The following is a 17,619-nucleotide window of genomic DNA, read 5'->3' as shown; positions in this document are numbered from 1 at the left end:
TTGCCCATGCCGTCATGGTAAGCTCAAATCTCTTCAGGTTTGAGCCTTTTTGTTTTTTCAGGACTGTGAGGCTTCTTGTTTTTCTTGTCTCAGTTGTTTGAAATAGTGATGGTTTTTGATTCCGTAATATCCGTTTATCAGGCCCAGCACAAAAATGATGGCGATGAACACTCCCTGTATCGTTGTCGTTTGGATAGTGACAAATTGCAACAGGGCGATGGAGACAAACATGACCCCCATATGGATATTCATCCGGGCCCGGTGAAGATGTTTGGATATTCCTTGTTGGCGACGCGATAAAATGCTGTTGAAAAAAGTTCCAAAAATGCTGATGCATATCAATGAAATCAACAGGATGACAAGGGCTTCCACTGATAATACCTCCTGAAACCGCATGCGGCGTTTGGTCATGTCCAAGATGGAACAAGGCGTTTTGCCTTTACGGCTAAAATGCCGGTTTCCTTTACATCATATCGTATATCTTAAAGCATTGCATCAACCGTTCGTGTTTGCCACGTCATTGTTGAGGCTTTTGGCTTCCAGCCAGATTTTCAGCGTTTCATTGTACAACGAGACATATTTTAAGTGAACTTCCACTTTGGTGCGTTGGGTGTCATCAATGGTGACTTGTTCTTTTTCGAGGATCAGTTCAATGATATCCGGATTGTTGCTGATCCATTGCATGGATTTGTCCAGAAAGGGGGATAATTTTTTCTCGATCCGCGTTTTGACGGCGTCCGAGATAAAAGGCTGTTCGGCATCCACCTCCACAACGATTTTTTTGATTCGTTCTTCCTCGTCTTGCCGCCGGTTTCCTTTTTTGGTCAGTTGCTCAATTTCTTTCTCCAATTTCAGGATTTCTTTGTATTTTTGGTTGTTTGCATAATAGATGGTGTTTCTCTCGGAAAGCAAACCGTCCAGTTTTTGTCCGTAGACAATCAGAAAAATACTGCTGCCCGTGACAACGCCCAACAGGAACATTACAAAAGAACGGCGGTTTTTTTTCAGCATTTGCCAAACGCCATTGGACATTTTTTAAAATTCCCCTTGGATCAACCAACGAACCAGGATGGTTCCTGTGTGGGCGCCCAAAAAAGCACTGACGATAAAAATCAATTGTTGGAATGCTAAATTCAATTGTCCTCCCAAAATGGTGATTTCAAAATTTTTGATGGTGTCAAACGTTCCCCCGATGGCGGCAACCATGGCCCAGATTTTCAGCTGTTCGGACAACCGCAACATTTTGTACATCGGGTAATCATCCGCCACAAAAGCACCCAGTCCTCCCAACATGACTCCGCCCAACACAACGCCCAATGCAATCAGAAAATCCAAAATGGCTGTGGTCCAAAATTCCTGTTCCATCGCTTAACCGTCCTCCATTCGGTTTCTTCTATTCACCCTATGAGCGCTTCTTGTAAAATATGAGGACGACCTTCTTTGATATAATGGGAGAAAGATGGGAGGTGATGGCTGTGGAACCGGATGATTTTGTCCACTTGCATCTTCACACGGAATACAGTTTGTTGGACGGGGCGGTCCGGATCAAAGAGGTGGTTGCCAAAGCAAAACAACTGGGGATGAAGGCATTGGCCATCAGTGATCACGGTGTGATGTACGGTGTGATCCCTTTTTACCGGGCCTGTCTGGAAGAAGGAATCAAACCCATCATTGGTTGTGAAATGTACTTGACGGACGATTACACGAAAAAACCGCCCCTCAAGGAGCAAAAAACATACCATTTGCTGCTCCTTGCCGAGTCCAATGAAGGATACCAAAATTTGATCCGCTTATGTACCGAAGCCCATCTGCGGGGATTTCACCATAAACCGCGAATCGACCGGAATTTGCTTCGAAAACACGCGGCCGGTTTGATCGCAACCAGTTCTTGTCTGAAGGGGGAGATTCCGCAGGCGATTTTAAACGGCCAATATGAAAAAGCCCGGCGTTTGATCCGGGAATATTTGGATATTTTTGGGAGAGATTGTTTTTATCTGGAACTGCAGGATCATGCATTGCCGGAACAACAGCAGGTGAACCGGGTGCTGATCAAGTGGGCGGAAGAATTCAAGATTCCACTCATTGCCACCAACGATGTCCATTACGTGGAAAAAAATGATCATGAAATTCATGATTGTTTATTATGTATAGGAACAGGCAGTAAATTGGATGATGAGAATCGGTTTCGTTTCGGTTCGGATCAATTTTATTTAAAGTCGAAAGATGAGATGAAGGAGCGCTTTCGGCATGTGCCGGAAGCCATCCGGAATACAGCCGAAATTGCCGAGCGTTGTCATGTGACGATTCCGCTCGGGCAAAAATGGTTCCCCCGCTTCCCTGTCCCGGACGGGATGAGCGCGAAAGATTTCTTGAAAAAACTATGTTTAAAGGGAGCGGAGGAAAGGTATGAAAAAATCACCGACGAAATTTTCAACCGACTTCACTATGAATTGGAAACCATTGATCAAATGGATTTGAACGATTATTTTCTGGTGGTTTGGGATTTTGTCCGTTTTGCGCATGAAAACGGGATTGCTGTCGGTCCCGGACGCGGTTCGGCTGCCGGAAGCCTTGTGGCCTATCTGCTGAACATCACCCAGATCGATCCTATCCGGTACGGACTGTTGTTTGAACGGTTTTTAAATCCGGAAAGGATCAGCATGCCGGACATCGATATTGACTTTAACTATGAGCGGCGGGATGAAGTGATTCGTTATGTTGTCAAAAAATATGGCGAGGATCACGTTGCGCACATCATCACCTTCGGAACCATGGCCCCCAGGGCGGCGGTCCGGGATCTGGGGCGTGTGATGGATTATCCTTATCCGTCGGTGGACCGGCTGGCAAAAATGATTCCGGCAAGCCCCGGGATGACCATGCAGAAGGCCTATCAATCCGAACCACGGTTAAAACAGCAAACCTTGGATCCGGCGATGGGCAAATTGTTGAAAGCGGCGGAAAAAGTGGAGGGGATGCCGCGGCATGTATCCACTCATGCCGCCGGAGTGGTCATCTCCAGCGAACCCCTGACCCGCTTCGTTCCGTTACAGGAAGGAAGTGAAGGGATTCCGCTGACGCAATATCCGATGGAAGTCTTGGAGAAGATCGGCCTTCTCAAAGTGGATTTTTTGGGGCTTCGCAATTTGACCATTATTGAAAATGCGCTTCGTCTCATCAAAGAAACCCACGGACAGACACCGGATTTTTCGCAAATGGAATATGACGATCCGGCCACCTACCGGATGTTGTCCCGGGGTGAGACCGTCGGTGTTTTCCAGTTGGAGTCTTTCGGGATGCGGCAAGTACTCAAAGAATTAAAGCCGACCCATTTTGAGGACCTGATCGCGGTGCTCGCCTTATACCGTCCGGGTCCCATGGAACAGATTCCGCGGTTTATCCGCGCCAAACACGGGTTGGAAAAGGTGGATTATCTGCATCCGGATCTTGAAGAGATCCTGGAAAGCACGTACGGGATTATTGTCTATCAGGAGCAAATCATGAAAATCGCCGCCAAAATGGCCGGCTTTTCGCTGGGGCAGGCCGATATCTTGCGCCGGGCGGTCAGCAAAAAGGAAAAAAGCTTGTTGCTGGAACAGCGGCAGGCGTTTGTCAAAGGTTGCATCGGACAAGGCTATGATAAATCGACAGCAGAACAAATCTATGATTTGATTGTCCGGTTTGCCGATTACGGGTTTAACCGGAGCCATTCGGCGGCCTATGGCGTGCTGGCTTATCAAACGGCTTATTTGAAAGCCAATTATCCGCTTGAATTCATGACGGCGCTTTTGGCCACCGTGATGGAAAATCATGACAAAATGGCCGAATATATTGAGGAAGCGAAAAGGATGAATTTGCCGGTTCTGCCTCCTGACATTCAAAAGAGCCAACTGACGTTTACGATGGAAGGCCGGGCAATCCGGTTCGGGCTGTTGGCCGTCAAAAATGTCGGCGCTGCAGCCATCCGCAATATCATTGAAGCCCGGGAAGATGGTCCGTTTAAGGATCTGTTGGATTTGTGCCGGCGTGTGGACTTGCGAATCTGCAACCGGCGCGTCTTGGAATCGTTGATCGAATGCGGGGCGATGGATTCGTTTCCGGGGCATCGGGCGCAAAATTTATCCGTTCTCGACGATGTCATGGAACAGGCGTTGTTGGAAAAACAACTGGCCGACAAAGACCAGTTAAGCTTTGCTTTTTCCGGTTCAAACGGGGAGGACATTCAATTTCACCTGTCCCAAAGCCGGGTGACCCCTTACTCACGGGAAGAAAAATTGGAAAAGGAAAAAGAGCTTTTGGGATTGTATTTGTCGGGCCACCCGTTGGACGTTTATCAAGAAGAGATCCGAAAAACCACCACCCATACGATTCAGGAATTAAGGGGCCTGCCGAACAAAAGCCGGGTTTGGATTGCCGGACAAGTCACCAGATTGAAAGTTATTCAAACCAAAAGAGGGGAACCCATGGGCTTTATGACGCTTGCCGACCGGCACGGCGAAGTGGAAACGATCTTGTTTCCCAAAGCTTTCTCCCGATACCGGGATGATGTGCAAGACGGAGCGATGGTTCTGGTCAAAGGAAGTGTCCAAACCGACCCGGATGACCGGGTTCAAGTGGTTGTGGATGCATTGATGGATTTGAAAGCGGTGAAAGCACGCCGATCGGACACTCCGCGGGGGTTGTATCTGCGCATCACTCCGGAGTTGGAACAAGCGGAAAGATTAAACCGGTTAAAAGCAGTCATTCTTCAAAACCGGGGGCGGATTCCCGTTTATCTTTATTATGAGCGGTTGAAAAAAGTGCGTGCGTTGCCGGTTGAACAATACGGGATCGCATTGACGGAGGCATGTGTCAACCAACTGAAACAAATTGTCGGAGAAGAAGGGCTGCGGGTCAAAAGAGAGACGGAAGGCACAAACAGGCGGCAAGCCGCTAAGAGAAGGTGAGATTTTGTTTTATGAACATTCCTTGAAGTTGCTGAAAAAGCGCGGGGTTACCGTCGAAGGAATCGCAGAGATCGTTTATCAGTTGCAATCACCGTACAACAAGGATTTGTCACTTCAAACCTGCGTTGAAAATGTGAAAGCCGTATTGAAAAAAAGGGAAGTGCAACATGCCATTATCACGGGTGTGTCCTTGGATATGCTCGCAGAACAAAAGAAGTTGCCCGAGCCTTTTCAAACCATCATGGAAGTGGATGAACCGCTGTACGGAATTGATGAAATTCTGGCACTCAGTATTACGAATGTCTATGGAACCATCGGTCTGACCAGTTTTGGTTATTTGGATAAAAACAAAGTCGGGATCATGGAGAAATTAAATAACCACGGGAAACAGATTCATGTGTTTTTGGATGATATTGTCGCCGGCGTGGCGGCGGCGGCATCCGCGCGGATTGCTCATCAACATCCCGATACAAATCCATATATGAAAAATCAACCTTGATCTTTTTAAAGAAGTGTTTGCCGGGAGGCGGACACTTCTTTTTGCATGTTTGTTCACAAGTTTTTCTTTTTATTTACTTTCTTTAATGAAAAATTCCCCTGATTGTTTATAATAAAAGTAGACGAAATCATTCACAAATTGTTTTTAGAATATTTTTTTATATTTGACAAGGAGGATGGGGATGAAAAAGGCCATTCGCAGGTTGTGGAAACAGCAAGAGACCCGTGAACTGATGGATCCTGTGTATCATGAGCGATACTGTATCCATTTCGAAAAAGAAAAGATTTTTTTCGTTTCACTTATAAATGAAATAAAAAAAGAAGAAGTTTTCACGAGTGGAAAATTGGTTGCGCAAAAACTGGAGCCTGTGTACGAACGGTTTGAATCCGGGATAGATGATTATTTGGAAAGTGTGTTTGCATCAAAAAAAGTTTGGCGTTTTTTTGATGTGAATTACGGGTTGGATATCAGGGTGAACCGTCAGGCGGAAGAACCCGGATGGGAAGTGTGGATGGGCGAAGATTTGAGTTTTTTGACTTTGCAGCGTCGGGAAGTGAGGGAATATGTTTTGGGATTGATCACCAAGGGGGAATGTTGGTTTCATAGAGAAGCCAAAAAAGAAATGGGTTTGGTGTTGTGACAGGAAGTCCGGAAAAGCTCGGATGCGGGCTTTTCTCCTGCGGAAGATCATAGATTTTGTTTATATAAATGTATAAAAACATAAATATAAAAAATGATCAGCGGGATGAAAAGCTGATTGGATACATAGGAAAAGATGGTTCAGAAAGGTGGAGTGCAGATGAAAAACATCCGGTTTCCGGTCATTCTTTCTCTTTTGGCCGGTTTGATTTTGATGTCGGCTTGTGCCCATCCGGAAGCGACAGACCGTTTATCCGGAAAAACGAAACACTGGGAAGCGGCGGTGGAATACCATCAAAGCGAAAACACCAGCGAAGAAAAACTGATGATCCGGTATATCGGCGGAGAAGCGGCTTTTGTGGGGCCGGTTCACTATCAGTTGAAATCCGGGCAAAAGGTTTTAAGCGAGGAGAAAACGTTTTTGGATGGCAATGGCCAGGCGGTCATGAATTCGGTTTTGAAAGACATTTCCCCGGTGGAGGAGACGGATCGGTTGACGCTGGAAATCCGGTGGGATCAACAAAAGGAGGAGGTTTTGTTGACAAAATAATGGTTTTCGGGGGAAGCATCCGGAACGATGGATAAAAGTCTGAAAATAAAGAAAAATAACCGTGCGCATCCGATGAGACAAGCACAGGCTTTGTGAGGGGTTATACAAAGTAACAACAGCCATTTTCACTTCCCCGGCTGTTCTGGTATAATGTGACTTATTAGTGGTCAGACCACTTATTCGGAGAAAAGGAGCGAATCGGTATTGGCTAATTTGCGCGAAGAAGCATTGCGGTTGCATCGGGAAAAGCGCGGAAAGCTCACGATGCAATCAAAGGTTCCTGTCGAGTCGGCGTATGATCTCAGTTTGGCTTACTCACCGGGTGTTGCCGAACCTTGCCGGGAAATTCACAAGGATCCGGGCGTCATTTATGATTATACGATGAAAGGAAATCTGGTTGCTGTCGTTACTGACGGCACCGCCGTGTTGGGATTGGGGAATATTGGTCCGGGAGCTGCCCTGCCGGTGATGGAAGGAAAAGCGGTCCTGTTCAAATCGTTTGCAGGTGTCGATGCAATTCCGATTTGCCTTGATACGACGGAAATCGATAAAATTGTAGAGACGGTCAAATTTATGTCCCCCACATTTGGCGGGGTCAACCTGGAGGATATCGCCGCTCCCAATTGTTTCATCATTGAAGAGCGGTTGAAAAAAGAACTGGACATCCCGGTCTTTCACGATGATCAGCACGGCACCGCCATTGTCACTTTGGCCGGGTTGATCAACGCTTTGAAAGTGGTTGGCAAAAAGATGGAAGAAATCCGGGTTGTCGCCAATGGTGCCGGAGCCGCGGGTATTGCCATTATTCAAATGTTACTCAATATGGGCGTCCGCGATGTGGTGATGTGTGACAGCAAAGGTGCCATTTACAAAGGGCGTCCCTACGGGATGAATCCCGTGAAGGAAAAAGTGGCTGAAATGACCAACCACCGGATGCTGCGCGGGGAATTGGCCGATGTGATGAAAGGCGCCGATGTGTTTATCGGTGTTTCGGTAGCCGGTGCGGTGACGCCGGAAATGGTTCGATCCATGAACAAAGACCCGATTATTTTTGCCATGGCCAATCCCGTTCCGGAAATCATGCCGGAAGAAGCGAAACAAGCCGGGGCGAAAGTGGTGGGAACGGGACGGTCCGATTTCCCCAATCAGGTGAACAATGTTTTGGCCTTTCCGGGGATTTTCCGGGGAGCCTTGGATGTGAGGGCCAAAGCGATCAACGAGGAAATGAAGATTGCCGCTACGCATGGCATCGCAAGTCTGATTGAGGAACATGAGTTGAGTCCGGATTATGTGATTCCCGCTCCTTTTGATCCGCGTGTGGCCCCGAAAGTGGCCATGGAAGTTGCCAAAGCGGCGATGGAAACCGGTGAGGCGCGAATTCAAGTCGATCCGGAGGAAATTCGCCAAAAAACAATCCAATGGACCAAAGTATATGTACCGTGACAGAAATAAGGCGTGATGGATGAAAACGATGAGTGGATCCAGTAAATTTGAAGCAATTTTTAAAGGAATACACAAACTGATAGAAGAAGACGGGCTCAGGCCGGGTGACCGCCTCCCTTCCGAGAGAGAATTGTCCGAGCGGTTAAATGCCGGACGATCGTCGGTTCGGGAGGTTTTGCGCTCACTCGAACTGTTGGGATTGATCAGTACCCGGAGAGGGGAAGGAACTTTCCTGGAGCCTGTCTATGCCCATCAATTTGTCGATCTGTTGGCAGGATTCATTTTAAAAAACGAAAATGCCAAGAAAGACGTCATGGAAATGCGGATGATCCTGGAGATCGGAGCGGTTCGTCTCATTCAAAAACACCCGGTGACAAAAGAGCAGACGGCTCATTTGGAGTATCTGGTGGAGAAAATGAAAAGGCTGGTTTATGATCATCAAAATCCAAAAAAAGTGATGATGGATTTTCATGCTTATTTGATCAAGTTAACAGACAACTATCTGTTAACCCGTGTTTGGCATCCCGTTGTTTGTTTTGAAAAGGCGATCAGCAAAGAGAAGGACGATGAGGAGAAGATTTACCGGAAGATGATCGCGTGCTACGAGGAAATTGTGGATGCAATCAAGGAGAAACGGGAGTGGTCCGCCATCTCTTGCTTGGAACGGCTCTTTGCCGCCTGGCGATCGATTCGGACCGGAATCAGTCATCATGAATCGACAAGTGGAATGGAATTGGACTTGACAGATTGAAAAGAAGACTTTCAGAGAAGGTGTTAACGTGTTACGAGATTTATTCAGGAAACAGAAAAAGTACGCAACCATTCCTTCAGAACAGGTCAAAAAAGAGATTCCCGAAGGGATTATGCAAAAATGCCCGAAATGCCGGACAATCTTGATTACAAAAGAGCTGGAAAAAAACCTGAAAGTGTGCAAGGCGTGCGGTTATCATTTTCCCATGACCGCATGGGAGCGCATTGAGTCATTGGTGGATAGCGGATGTTTTATCGAATATGACGCGGATTTGCGGTCAGCCGACCCTTTGGAATTTCCGGGTTATCAGGGGAAACTGAAAAAAGATATGGAAAAAAGCAATCTGAATGAAGCGATTATAACCGGTGAAGGTAACATGGGAGGCTATCCGGTTGTGTTGGGTGTGATGGACTCCCGTTTTCGCATGGGGAGCATGGGGTCGGTCGTCGGGGAAAAAATTGCCCGTGCGGCGGAAAAAGCGGTTCTGAAAAAGTACCCGTTTATTCTGTTTTGTGCTTCCGGAGGGGCACGGATGCAGGAAGGGATTTTATCCTTGATGCAAATGGCCAAGACCAGTGCGGCTCTGGAAAAATTGCACCGGAATCGTGTATTGTTTGTTTCTGTCTTGACCCATCCGACCACGGGCGGAGTCTCTGCGAGCTTTGCCTCCCTCGGGGATATCAACATCGCGGAACCGGGGGCTTTGATCGGCTTTGCAGGACGCCGGGTCATCGAGCAAACGGTTCGCCAAAAATTGCCGGATGATTTTCAGACAGCGGAGTTTTTGTTGAAACACGGCCAGTTGGATCAAGTGGTTCCCCGTTCAGATATGCGTGAAACCCTGATACGGATTTTGGATTTTCACGCCGATAGGAGGGAAGCTTGATGAAAAATGCATTGCCATTTGAAAAACCACTGATTGAATTAAGAAAAAGAATTGAGGAACTTGAGAATTTTTCGCAGGAAAAAAATCTCGATCTGTCGGATGAAATCGCAAAGCTGGAAGACAGAGCCGCCCGTTTGGAAAATGAGATATACGGGAATTTGACAACCTGGCAAAAGATCCAGATTGCCCGGCATGCGAACCGTCCGACGACCCTGCATTACATCCGGACCATTTTTACTGATTTTATGGAATTGCATGGGGACCGGCTCTACGGGGATGATCCGGCGATTGTCGGAGGCATTGCCAAGTTGGACGGGCGTCCGGTGACGGTGATCGGACATGAACGGGGCACGGACACGAAAGATAAAATTGCCCGCAATTTCGGCCTTCCCCATCCGGAAGGGTACCGAAAAGCGCTTCGTTTGATGCAACAAGCCGACAAGTTCGGCCGACCGATCATTTGCTTCATTGATACACAAGGGGCCCATCCGGGAATTGAAGCGGAAGAACGGGGACAGAGTGAAGCGATCGCCAGGAATTTGCGGGAAATGGCCGGTTTTTCGGTCCCGATCATCTGTGTCACCACCGGTGAAGGGGGAAGCGGAGGCGCACTCGGCATCGGTGTCGGCAACCGCTTGTTGATGCTGGAGCATGCTTATTATTCGGTGATTTCGCCGGAAGGGGCCGCAGCCATTTTGTGGCGGGATGCGGCAAAAGCCCAGGAAGCAGCCGAAGCTTTGAAGATAACCTCAGCAGATTTGAAAAAATTAGGAGTCATTGACGAAATTATTTCAGAACCAAAAGGTGGAGCTCACCAAGATCCCATGTTACAATCAAAATATATTAAACAAGCAATAAACAAACATCTGTCATCTTTGCTTTTGCTCTCAGGAGACGAACTGATTGAGGATCGGTATCAAAAATTTTCCAAGATCGGAGAATTTACTTCAATGGTCACAAAGTAGAAGCCGTTTTGACGGTTTCTCTTTTTGTCCCGGTTGGACGTTTTTTGTCCCTGGGGGCTGGGATATACTGAATCTGATGAGGTGATTTGAACAATGAAGCGTATAGCTGTACTTACAAGCGGTGGTGATGCTCCGGGCATGAACGCCGCCATTCGTGCCGTTGTGCGCAGCGGACATTATCATGGCCTGGAAGTGTATGGAGTGATCCGCGGTTATTCTGGTTTGATCAACGGGGATATCCGCCCGTTGAGTTTAAGATCGGTCGGGGATATCATTCATCGCGGCGGTACCATTTTATATAGTGCTCGTTGCAAAGAGTTTCAAACAGAGGAAGGCCGGAAAAAAGCGGTCGAGCAATTGAGAAAGCATGAAATCGACGGATTGGTGGTCATTGGCGGAGACGGCAGTTTCCGGGGAGCCCAAAAATTGACGGCATTGGGTTTCCCTGCTGTGGGGGTTCCCGGAACCATTGATAATGACATTCCGGGTACGGATTTCACGATCGGGTTTGACACAGCAGTCAACACCGTCATCGACTGCATTGACAAGATTCGGGATACCGCCACTTCCCATGAGCGCACTTATGTAATCGAAGTGATGGGAAGAAATGCGGGGGACATTGCCCTCTGGTCCGGATTGGCCGACGGGGCCGAATCCATCTTGATTCCGGAATCGCCGTATGATCTGGATGATGTGGTTAACCGGTTGAAACAAGCAGCGGAAAGCGGGAAGAAACACAGCATCATCATTGTTGCCGAGGGAGTGGGCAGCGGCGTCGAATTTGCAGAGAAAATCAAAGAAAAACTCAGCGTTGAGACAAGAGTGACCGTGTTGGGACATGTGCAGCGCGGAGGATCTCCTACTGCTTTCGACCGTGTTTTAGCCAGCCGGATGGGAGCTAAAGCGGTCGATCTTTTGCGTGCAGGAGAAAAGGATAAAATGGTGGCGATTCAAAATAATAAATTGGTCGGAATTGACTTTGATGAGGCTTTTTCCATGAAGCATCAACCCGATATGGAATTATATGACTTGGCAAAGATATTATCGATTTAACATGAGGAGATGAGTAGCAGGATGCTTCGTAAAACAAAGATTGTCTGTACGATTGGTCCGGCGAGTGAAAAGATCCCGGTGCTAAAAAAGCTGATTCAAAGCGGCATGGATGTGGCCCGCTTGAATTTTTCCCACGGCTCTCATGAAGAACATAAACAGCGGATTGAAAATATCCGGCAAGCGGCGAAAGAAGAAGGAAAAAATATTGCGATTTTGCTGGATACCAAAGGCCCGGAAATCCGCACCGGCGATTTGGAAAAGCCGGAGATTGAATTGGTTGCCGGAAACAAGGTCACACTAACAACCGAACCGGTATTGGGGAATGAAAAACGGATTTCCGTCTCCTACCAAGGGTTGCCGCAGGATGTCCAACCGGGCGCCACGATTTTGATTGATGACGGTTTGATCGGATTAACCGTGGAACGGGTTCATGGCTCCGAGATCGAATGCATCATTGACAATGGCGGTGTTTTAAAAAGCCGCAAAGGGGTGAATATCCCGGGGGTCAAAATAAACCTTCCGGGCATCACGGAGAAAGATGCCAAAGATATTCTTTTCGGAATTGAACAGGGAGTCGATTTTATCGCGGCCTCTTTTGTGAGAAAGCCCCAGGATGTTTTGGAAATCCGGGAAATTTTGGAGGAGCACCAAGCCAATATCCCGATCATCTCCAAAATTGAAAACCAGGAAGGAATTGACAACCTGGACAGCATCTTGGATGTCAGTGACGGTTTGATGGTGGCCCGTGGCGATTTGGGAGTGGAGATTCCCGTTGAAGAAGTGCCGATTGTCCAAAAAGAAATGATCAAAAAATGCAACCATCTGGGCAAACCGGTGATCACGGCGACGCAAATGCTGGATTCCATGCAACGCAATCCAAGGCCCACCCGGGCGGAAGCCAGCGACGTGGCCAATGCGATTTTGGACGGAACCGATGCCATCATGTTGTCCGGGGAAACGGCAGCCGGGAAATATCCGGTTGAATCCGTCAGTACCATGGCACGCATTGCCGTTCGCACGGAAACATCGCTTCGGTATCAAGAACGTTTTCAACAAAAAATCAGAGAGATCAGCCACACGATTACCGAGTCCATCAGCCAGGCCGTGGTGCATACCTCTTACAAATTGGAATGTTCGGCGATCGTGACCCCGACCGAAACCGGATATACCGCACGCATGGTGTCCAAATACCGCCCGAAAACACCCGTGATTGCCGTGACGCCCAATGAATCGACCTTGCGAAGATTATTGCTGGTGTGGGGAGTTTATCCCATCAAGGGAATCAATGCGGAAACAACGGATGAAATGTTCACTTATGCCATTTCCACGGCATTGGAAAACCAATACGTGAAACAAGGGGATCTGGTCGTCATTACGGCCGGGGTGCCAGTCGGAAAATCAGGAACCACCAATTTGATGAAAGTGCATGTGATTGGCGGCGTGTTGGCTCAAGGACAGGGAATCGGCAAGCGAGTCGTGACTGGTCCGGTGGTCGTGGCAAGAAATGCGGATGAGTTGAATCGCAAGATGGTCAAAGGCGGCGTCATTGTGACACACAGCACGGATAAAGACATGATGGAAGCATTTGAAAAGGCTTCGGCTGTCATTACCGAAGAAGGCGGTTTGACTTCGCATGCTGCGGTGGTTGGTGTCAGCTTGGGCATTCCGGTGGTTGTGGGAGTGAAAGACGCCGTGAAACTGTTGGCAAACGAAAGTGAAGTGACTGTCGATGGGGAACACGGACAAATTTACTCAGGAAGGGCAAACGTTCTGTAGAAAAAGCGCTGGATCAGCCAGCGCTTTTTCTTTAAGACGGTTATGATTAAAATGAAAATGGAACCAGACCCAAACGCGGAAAGACCCACCAGCGAAGTTTCCTGCGCAACTTTTTCTTCTTTTTGCGGCTCATTGATTTCCCTCCTTGTTTGTATATGAGTTGGATGAAGAGGGTGGTTACTCACATTATGTGAGAGGAAGATTTAAAATATGTGTAAAGAAAGCTCCCGTTTGATTTATGCTAAGGCTATTATAAAAAAAGGTTGACAAATAAAACAATATGTCAAAAGTCACCGGTGCAATTCGAAGGGGGAATCCGTATGATGAAAAAGACGGCCGAAACGAAGCTGCGTGTCCGTTATCAGGAAACGGACCAAATGGGCGTGGTCTATCATGCCAATTATCTGGTTTGGTTTGAGTCGGGGCGTACCGAATTCATGAGGGAACACGGATTTTCATATAAAAAATTGGAAGAGAAAGGCATTTTGCTGCCGGTTGTGGATATTCACTGCAAATATCTGTATTCTGCCAAATATGATGATTTGGTGGTTGTGCGGACAAGTATCAAAGACTGGAACAAGTGGAAAATCATTTTTTCTTATGAAGTGGTAAACCATGAGACCGGCCAATGTCTGGCAAAAGGGGAATCCTCTCATTTATGGGTGGACCGGAACATGAAGCGGGTGAATTTGAAGAAAGCGGTTCCGGAGCTTTATGATTGGTTCATCCGTTTCACGGAGGAAGGAAAATGAGAAATCTGTTTTTGTTTCTTCTCGGTGCGATCATCGTCATCCCGGCATTAGAAATCTGGCTGTTCATTGAAATCGGAGGATGGATCGGGGCCCTGCCGACCATCATGCTCGTTTTTTTGAGCGCAGTGCTGGGAGCCTATTTTGCCAGACGGGAAGGTTGGAATACGTACCGGTTGGCCATGATCCAAATGCAAAACGGGGAATTGCCCGGCGAAGCTTTGCTTGACGGGGCTTGTATTTTGAGCGGAGGCATTTTGCTCATCACGCCCGGATTTTTTACGGATGCGGCCGGTTTTCTTTTGGTCTTTCCTTATACCCGTGCGATTGTCAAGCATTGGATCATCCGATGGTTGAAGAAGAAAATCGAACGCGGGGAAATCATATGGTACCGGAGATATTGAAAAGGAGTCCGATTCGGACTCCTTGTTTGCTTGGGGATGGGGTTTTTTCTGTCAATCCTTTTTCTGCCGGAGAACCGGCGGTTGATGACCGAGGATGTATTTCCAGACATCTTGGAAGACACGAGCCCGGTGAAGAGCCATTAAAATCACCACCGTAACCGGTCCCAGGATCAGCCCGATCATGCCAAACAGCTTTAAGCCGACAAACAACGAGATCAGGGTGAGCAGCGGATCAATGCCGATGCTGCTTGCCACCAATTTGGGTTCAAGGAATTGACGGACGGTGATAATGATTCCGTAAGTGATGGAAAGACCGATCGCCCATTGAAGGTTTCCGGTCAAAAACAAATAAATGATCCAGGGAACCAAAACGGCGCCGACACCCAGATAAGGCAGTAAGTCCACCAGCCCGATGATAAATGCGATGGTAAAGGCATACGGAACTTTTAATATCGTGAGCCCGATCAACATGATCACGGCAGTGATGGTGACCAGTGCAAGTTGTGCACGGACAAATCCGAGTAACGCTTTTTTTAAATCCGTTAAAATGGTACGGATTGTTTTTTGTATGTCAACGGGGATCACCCATAATATTTTTTTTCGTAAGCGCGGCCAGTCCCAACCGATAAACAGTGCGGCGAGCGTGATAAAGACAAGGACCGTGATTAAATAAGGCAGATTGCTGATAAACTGTCCGATGGCCACAAGGATTCCGGTGATGAATTCGCTTCCTTTATCGGCAATCACCCCGATATTTTCCTGGATGCTTTGGGAGATGCGTTGTTCATGTTCGGGATTTTTTTCCAGGTACGTTTGCACTGTATCAATGATCCGGCGAACATCAGTGTTTTCTTTCGTGAATGTCTGAACAAAAGTTTGGCCGACCTTATCGAAAATCACCGGCAGGAAGTCCGCCAGTTTCGTTAATTCAACCACGATTTCGGCTACCAAAAAAATAATCAGCGTCAACAACAAGCTCAGAAGCAATAACAGGATCAATGTCACTCCTGCCCAACGGGGGATTTTGGCCTTTTTGTTCAGCCAGCGGACCATCGGCTCGATAAGCATGGCGATCAACCAGCCGATCACAAAGGGATACACCAGCGGCATGGTGAATGAAACCAATAAATATGTACCCAGCAGTGCGCCGATCACCAGAAGGGACCGGAGAATAATTCCCATCCACTTAGGATAAACCATCTGACGCGGACCTCCCAGTTACAACGTTCTTTGCGGTTTTATTATACCATGGAAAAAGACAGTCCATGGAGAAAATCAAAGCAAAATATTCGTTGAATTTGTTCAATTATAAACAATGGTGAATAACTGATGTGATAATTTGTTCAATTTATGATAAAATGAAAATCGATATAAAAAGCCGGGCACTACCAAAATTACAAAATGTATAAATTTAAATAATAATATTTATTATGATTTAGCTAAATATTATTATTTGATAAACAAGGATAATAGAAAAGTCCAAAATTTGTGTAAATACGAACAAATGATGTTTTATTGAAAAAGATGTTTTATAATTAGTAAAGAGAATGATGGTTCATTCATTAAAAAATTTTAACCGTTTTCAATAAAGGTAGTGTCCCACATGGCATAGATCTTTGAGTAAAGGAGCGATCATATGACGGTTGCAAAAGGTCTTGAAGGTATCGTGGCGTGTTCTTCCGAGATCAGTTCGATTATTGATGGGGTTTTAACATACCGTGGATATAACATTGATGACCTGGCCGATAATGCAACGTTTGAAGAAGTGGCTTTCTTATTGTGGAAAGGCCATCTTCCGACCCGGTCGGAATTGGACGAGTTAAAGGAAAATTTTGAGGATTATGCGGAAATCCCGGATGTCATTTATGAACAATTGAAAGCGTATCCGAAAGATGTACACCCCATGGGAGTGTTGCGCACGGCTGTTTCCACATTGGCCCTGTATGATGAGGAAGCCGATGACAACAGTCTGGAAGCAAATCAAAGAAAAGCGATCAAATTAACGGCAAAAATCCCGACCATCATTACAGCCTTTGCCAGAATCCGCCAAGGATTGGAGCCGGTTGCTCCCAAAAAAGGATTGAGCTTTGCGGCAAACTTCCTGTACATGTTAACGGGCGAAGAGCCTTCCGACGTATCTGTGAAAGCGTTTGATAAAGCGCTTGTGCTCCATGCCGACCATGAGCTGAATGCTTCCACGTTTGCCGCCCGGGTGACCACGGGAACGCTTTCCGATATCTATTCGGCGGTGACGACAGCGGTCGGGACCTTGAAAGGGCCGTTGCATGGCGGAGCCAATGAACGGGTCATGGCCATGTTGGAAGAAATCGGGAGCCCGGATCGCATCGAAACGGTGATCCAAGACAAATTGGACCGGAAAGAAAAAATCATGGGCTTTGGTCATCGTGTCTACAAAAACGGGGATCCGCGCGCCAAACATTTGCGGGAAATGTCCCGTCAATTGTCAGCTCAACACGGGGATACCAAATGGTACGACATGTCCACCTCCATCGAGAAACTGGTGACCGAGAAGAAAGGGCTCAAGCCCAATGTCGATTTCTATTCCGCTTCGGTTTACACTTATTTGGGCATTCCGCGGGATCTTTTCACGCCAATTTTTGCCATGAGCCGTGTAACCGGATGGACCGCTCACATCTTGGAGCAATATCGGGACAACCGTCTCATTCGTCCCCGTGCGGAGTATGTGGGGCCGACCAACCAACGTTATGTTCCGGTTGAAAACAGGTAAAAGGCAATTCTCTTTCATTCAGGCATCATCCCCATCCCGTTGATGCGGTGGCGGGATGGGGCAGAACTCCCCCACCTCGCAAGATCCACTGAATTTTGTTAAAATAAAATGGTGAAGGTGGACGGGTGGCCGGCTTTTCATTGAATCGATGCCTGCCAGCACCTGTTCAGTGAGATGTTCGGGCAGGACGGGCCATTTTCTCCTGTCCCTTT

The 17,619-nt window shown here is 47.3% G+C and carries 17 protein-coding genes; 13 read left to right on the top strand and 4 right to left on the bottom strand.

All coding sequences use genetic code 11. The features are described 5' to 3' along the window. Positions 1–57: 57 nt before the first annotated feature. The 3 genes from NYE37_RS11240 to NYE37_RS11230 form a co-directional block, all read right to left on the bottom strand. Positions 58–372, bottom strand: a complete 315-nt coding sequence (locus NYE37_RS11240) for a YtpI family protein (protein WP_037997641.1) — start codon at positions 370–372, stop codon at positions 58–60. A gap of 123 nt (positions 373–495) precedes the next feature. Beyond that, on the bottom strand, positions 496–1,032 hold the full coding sequence (locus tag NYE37_RS11235) for a hypothetical protein (protein WP_037997638.1): 537 nt from the start codon (positions 1,030–1,032) through the stop codon (positions 496–498). 3 nt (positions 1,033–1,035) lie between these two features. Beyond that, complete coding sequence (locus NYE37_RS11230) at positions 1,036–1,365, bottom strand: YtrH family sporulation protein (RefSeq protein ID WP_037997636.1); 330 nt, start codon at positions 1,363–1,365, stop codon at positions 1,036–1,038. 104 nt (positions 1,366–1,469) lie between these two features. Here NYE37_RS11230 and NYE37_RS11225 point away from each other — a divergent pair, with 104 nt between their 5' ends. The 12 genes from NYE37_RS11225 (at position 1,470) to NYE37_RS11170 (ending at position 14,658) form a co-directional block, all read left to right on the top strand. Continuing rightward, a complete protein-coding gene (locus NYE37_RS11225; RefSeq protein ID WP_198052632.1) occupies positions 1,470–4,943 on the top strand; it encodes a DNA polymerase III subunit alpha in 3,474 nt (1,157 codons plus the stop codon). A gap of 4 nt (positions 4,944–4,947) precedes the next feature. Beyond that, positions 4,948–5,442, top strand: coding sequence for a phosphatidylglycerophosphatase A family protein (locus NYE37_RS11220; RefSeq protein ID WP_037997633.1), 495 nt, complete (start codon positions 4,948–4,950; stop codon positions 5,440–5,442). 181 nt (positions 5,443–5,623) lie between these two features. Continuing rightward, positions 5,624–6,082, top strand: coding sequence for a hypothetical protein (locus NYE37_RS11215; RefSeq protein ID WP_037997631.1), 459 nt, complete (start codon positions 5,624–5,626; stop codon positions 6,080–6,082). Positions 6,083–6,241: 159 nt separating this feature from the next. Next, positions 6,242–6,631, top strand: coding sequence for a hypothetical protein (locus tag NYE37_RS11210; protein WP_037997629.1), 390 nt, complete (start codon positions 6,242–6,244; stop codon positions 6,629–6,631). A 204-nt stretch (positions 6,632–6,835) separates the two neighbouring features. Next, complete coding sequence (locus tag NYE37_RS11205) at positions 6,836–8,074, top strand: NAD(P)-dependent malic enzyme (RefSeq protein ID WP_276319275.1); 1,239 nt, start codon at positions 6,836–6,838, stop codon at positions 8,072–8,074. 28 nt (positions 8,075–8,102) lie between these two features. Then, entirely contained in the window at positions 8,103–8,825 is a 723-nt protein-coding gene (locus NYE37_RS11200) for a FadR/GntR family transcriptional regulator (protein WP_052186870.1), read from the top strand. Positions 8,826–8,853: 28 nt separating this feature from the next. Next, positions 8,854–9,711, top strand: coding sequence for an acetyl-CoA carboxylase, carboxyltransferase subunit beta (accD, locus tag NYE37_RS11195; protein WP_037997623.1), 858 nt, complete (start codon positions 8,854–8,856; stop codon positions 9,709–9,711). Continuing rightward, a complete protein-coding gene (locus NYE37_RS11190; RefSeq protein ID WP_037997620.1) occupies positions 9,711–10,676 on the top strand; it encodes an acetyl-CoA carboxylase carboxyltransferase subunit alpha in 966 nt (321 codons plus the stop codon). The genes accD and NYE37_RS11190 overlap by 1 nt, the downstream gene beginning before the upstream one ends. A 93-nt stretch (positions 10,677–10,769) precedes the next feature. Continuing rightward, positions 10,770–11,729 carry a 6-phosphofructokinase gene (gene pfkA / locus NYE37_RS11185; RefSeq protein ID WP_049719772.1) on the top strand — a complete coding sequence of 320 codons (960 nt, stop codon included), beginning with the start codon at positions 10,770–10,772 and terminating at the stop codon, positions 11,727–11,729. A gap of 21 nt (positions 11,730–11,750) precedes the next feature. Then, a complete protein-coding gene (gene pyk / locus NYE37_RS11180; protein WP_340712028.1) occupies positions 11,751–13,505 on the top strand; it encodes a pyruvate kinase in 1,755 nt (584 codons plus the stop codon). 323 nt (positions 13,506–13,828) lie between these two features. Further along, positions 13,829–14,257, top strand: coding sequence for an acyl-CoA thioesterase (locus tag NYE37_RS11175; protein WP_082240772.1), 429 nt, complete (start codon positions 13,829–13,831; stop codon positions 14,255–14,257). After that, positions 14,254–14,658: an FxsA family protein gene (locus tag NYE37_RS11170; RefSeq protein WP_037997612.1), complete on the top strand. Its 405-nt coding sequence runs from the start codon at positions 14,254–14,256 to the stop codon at positions 14,656–14,658. Before NYE37_RS11175 ends, NYE37_RS11170 begins: the two co-directional genes overlap by 4 nt. A 51-nt stretch (positions 14,659–14,709) precedes the next feature. Here NYE37_RS11170 and ytvI read toward each other — a convergent pair whose 3' ends face one another. Then, on the bottom strand, positions 14,710–15,858 hold the full coding sequence (ytvI, locus tag NYE37_RS11165) for a sporulation integral membrane protein YtvI (RefSeq protein ID WP_037997610.1): 1,149 nt from the start codon (positions 15,856–15,858) through the stop codon (positions 14,710–14,712). A gap of 436 nt (positions 15,859–16,294) precedes the next feature. On the opposite strand from ytvI, the gene citZ reads away from it, so the two are divergent. After that, positions 16,295–17,407 (top strand): citrate synthase, encoded by a 1,113-nt coding sequence (gene citZ / locus NYE37_RS11160; RefSeq protein ID WP_198051009.1) that lies wholly within the window; start codon positions 16,295–16,297, stop codon positions 17,405–17,407. Positions 17,408–17,619 lie beyond the last annotated feature (212 nt).

This window comes from Thermoactinomyces sp. FSL K6-2592 (genome assembly GCF_038006465.1).
Taxonomy (GTDB): domain Bacteria; phylum Bacillota; class Bacilli; order Thermoactinomycetales; family Thermoactinomycetaceae; genus Thermoactinomyces; species Thermoactinomyces vulgaris.
This window is presented reverse-complemented; position numbering and strand designations above follow the sequence as displayed.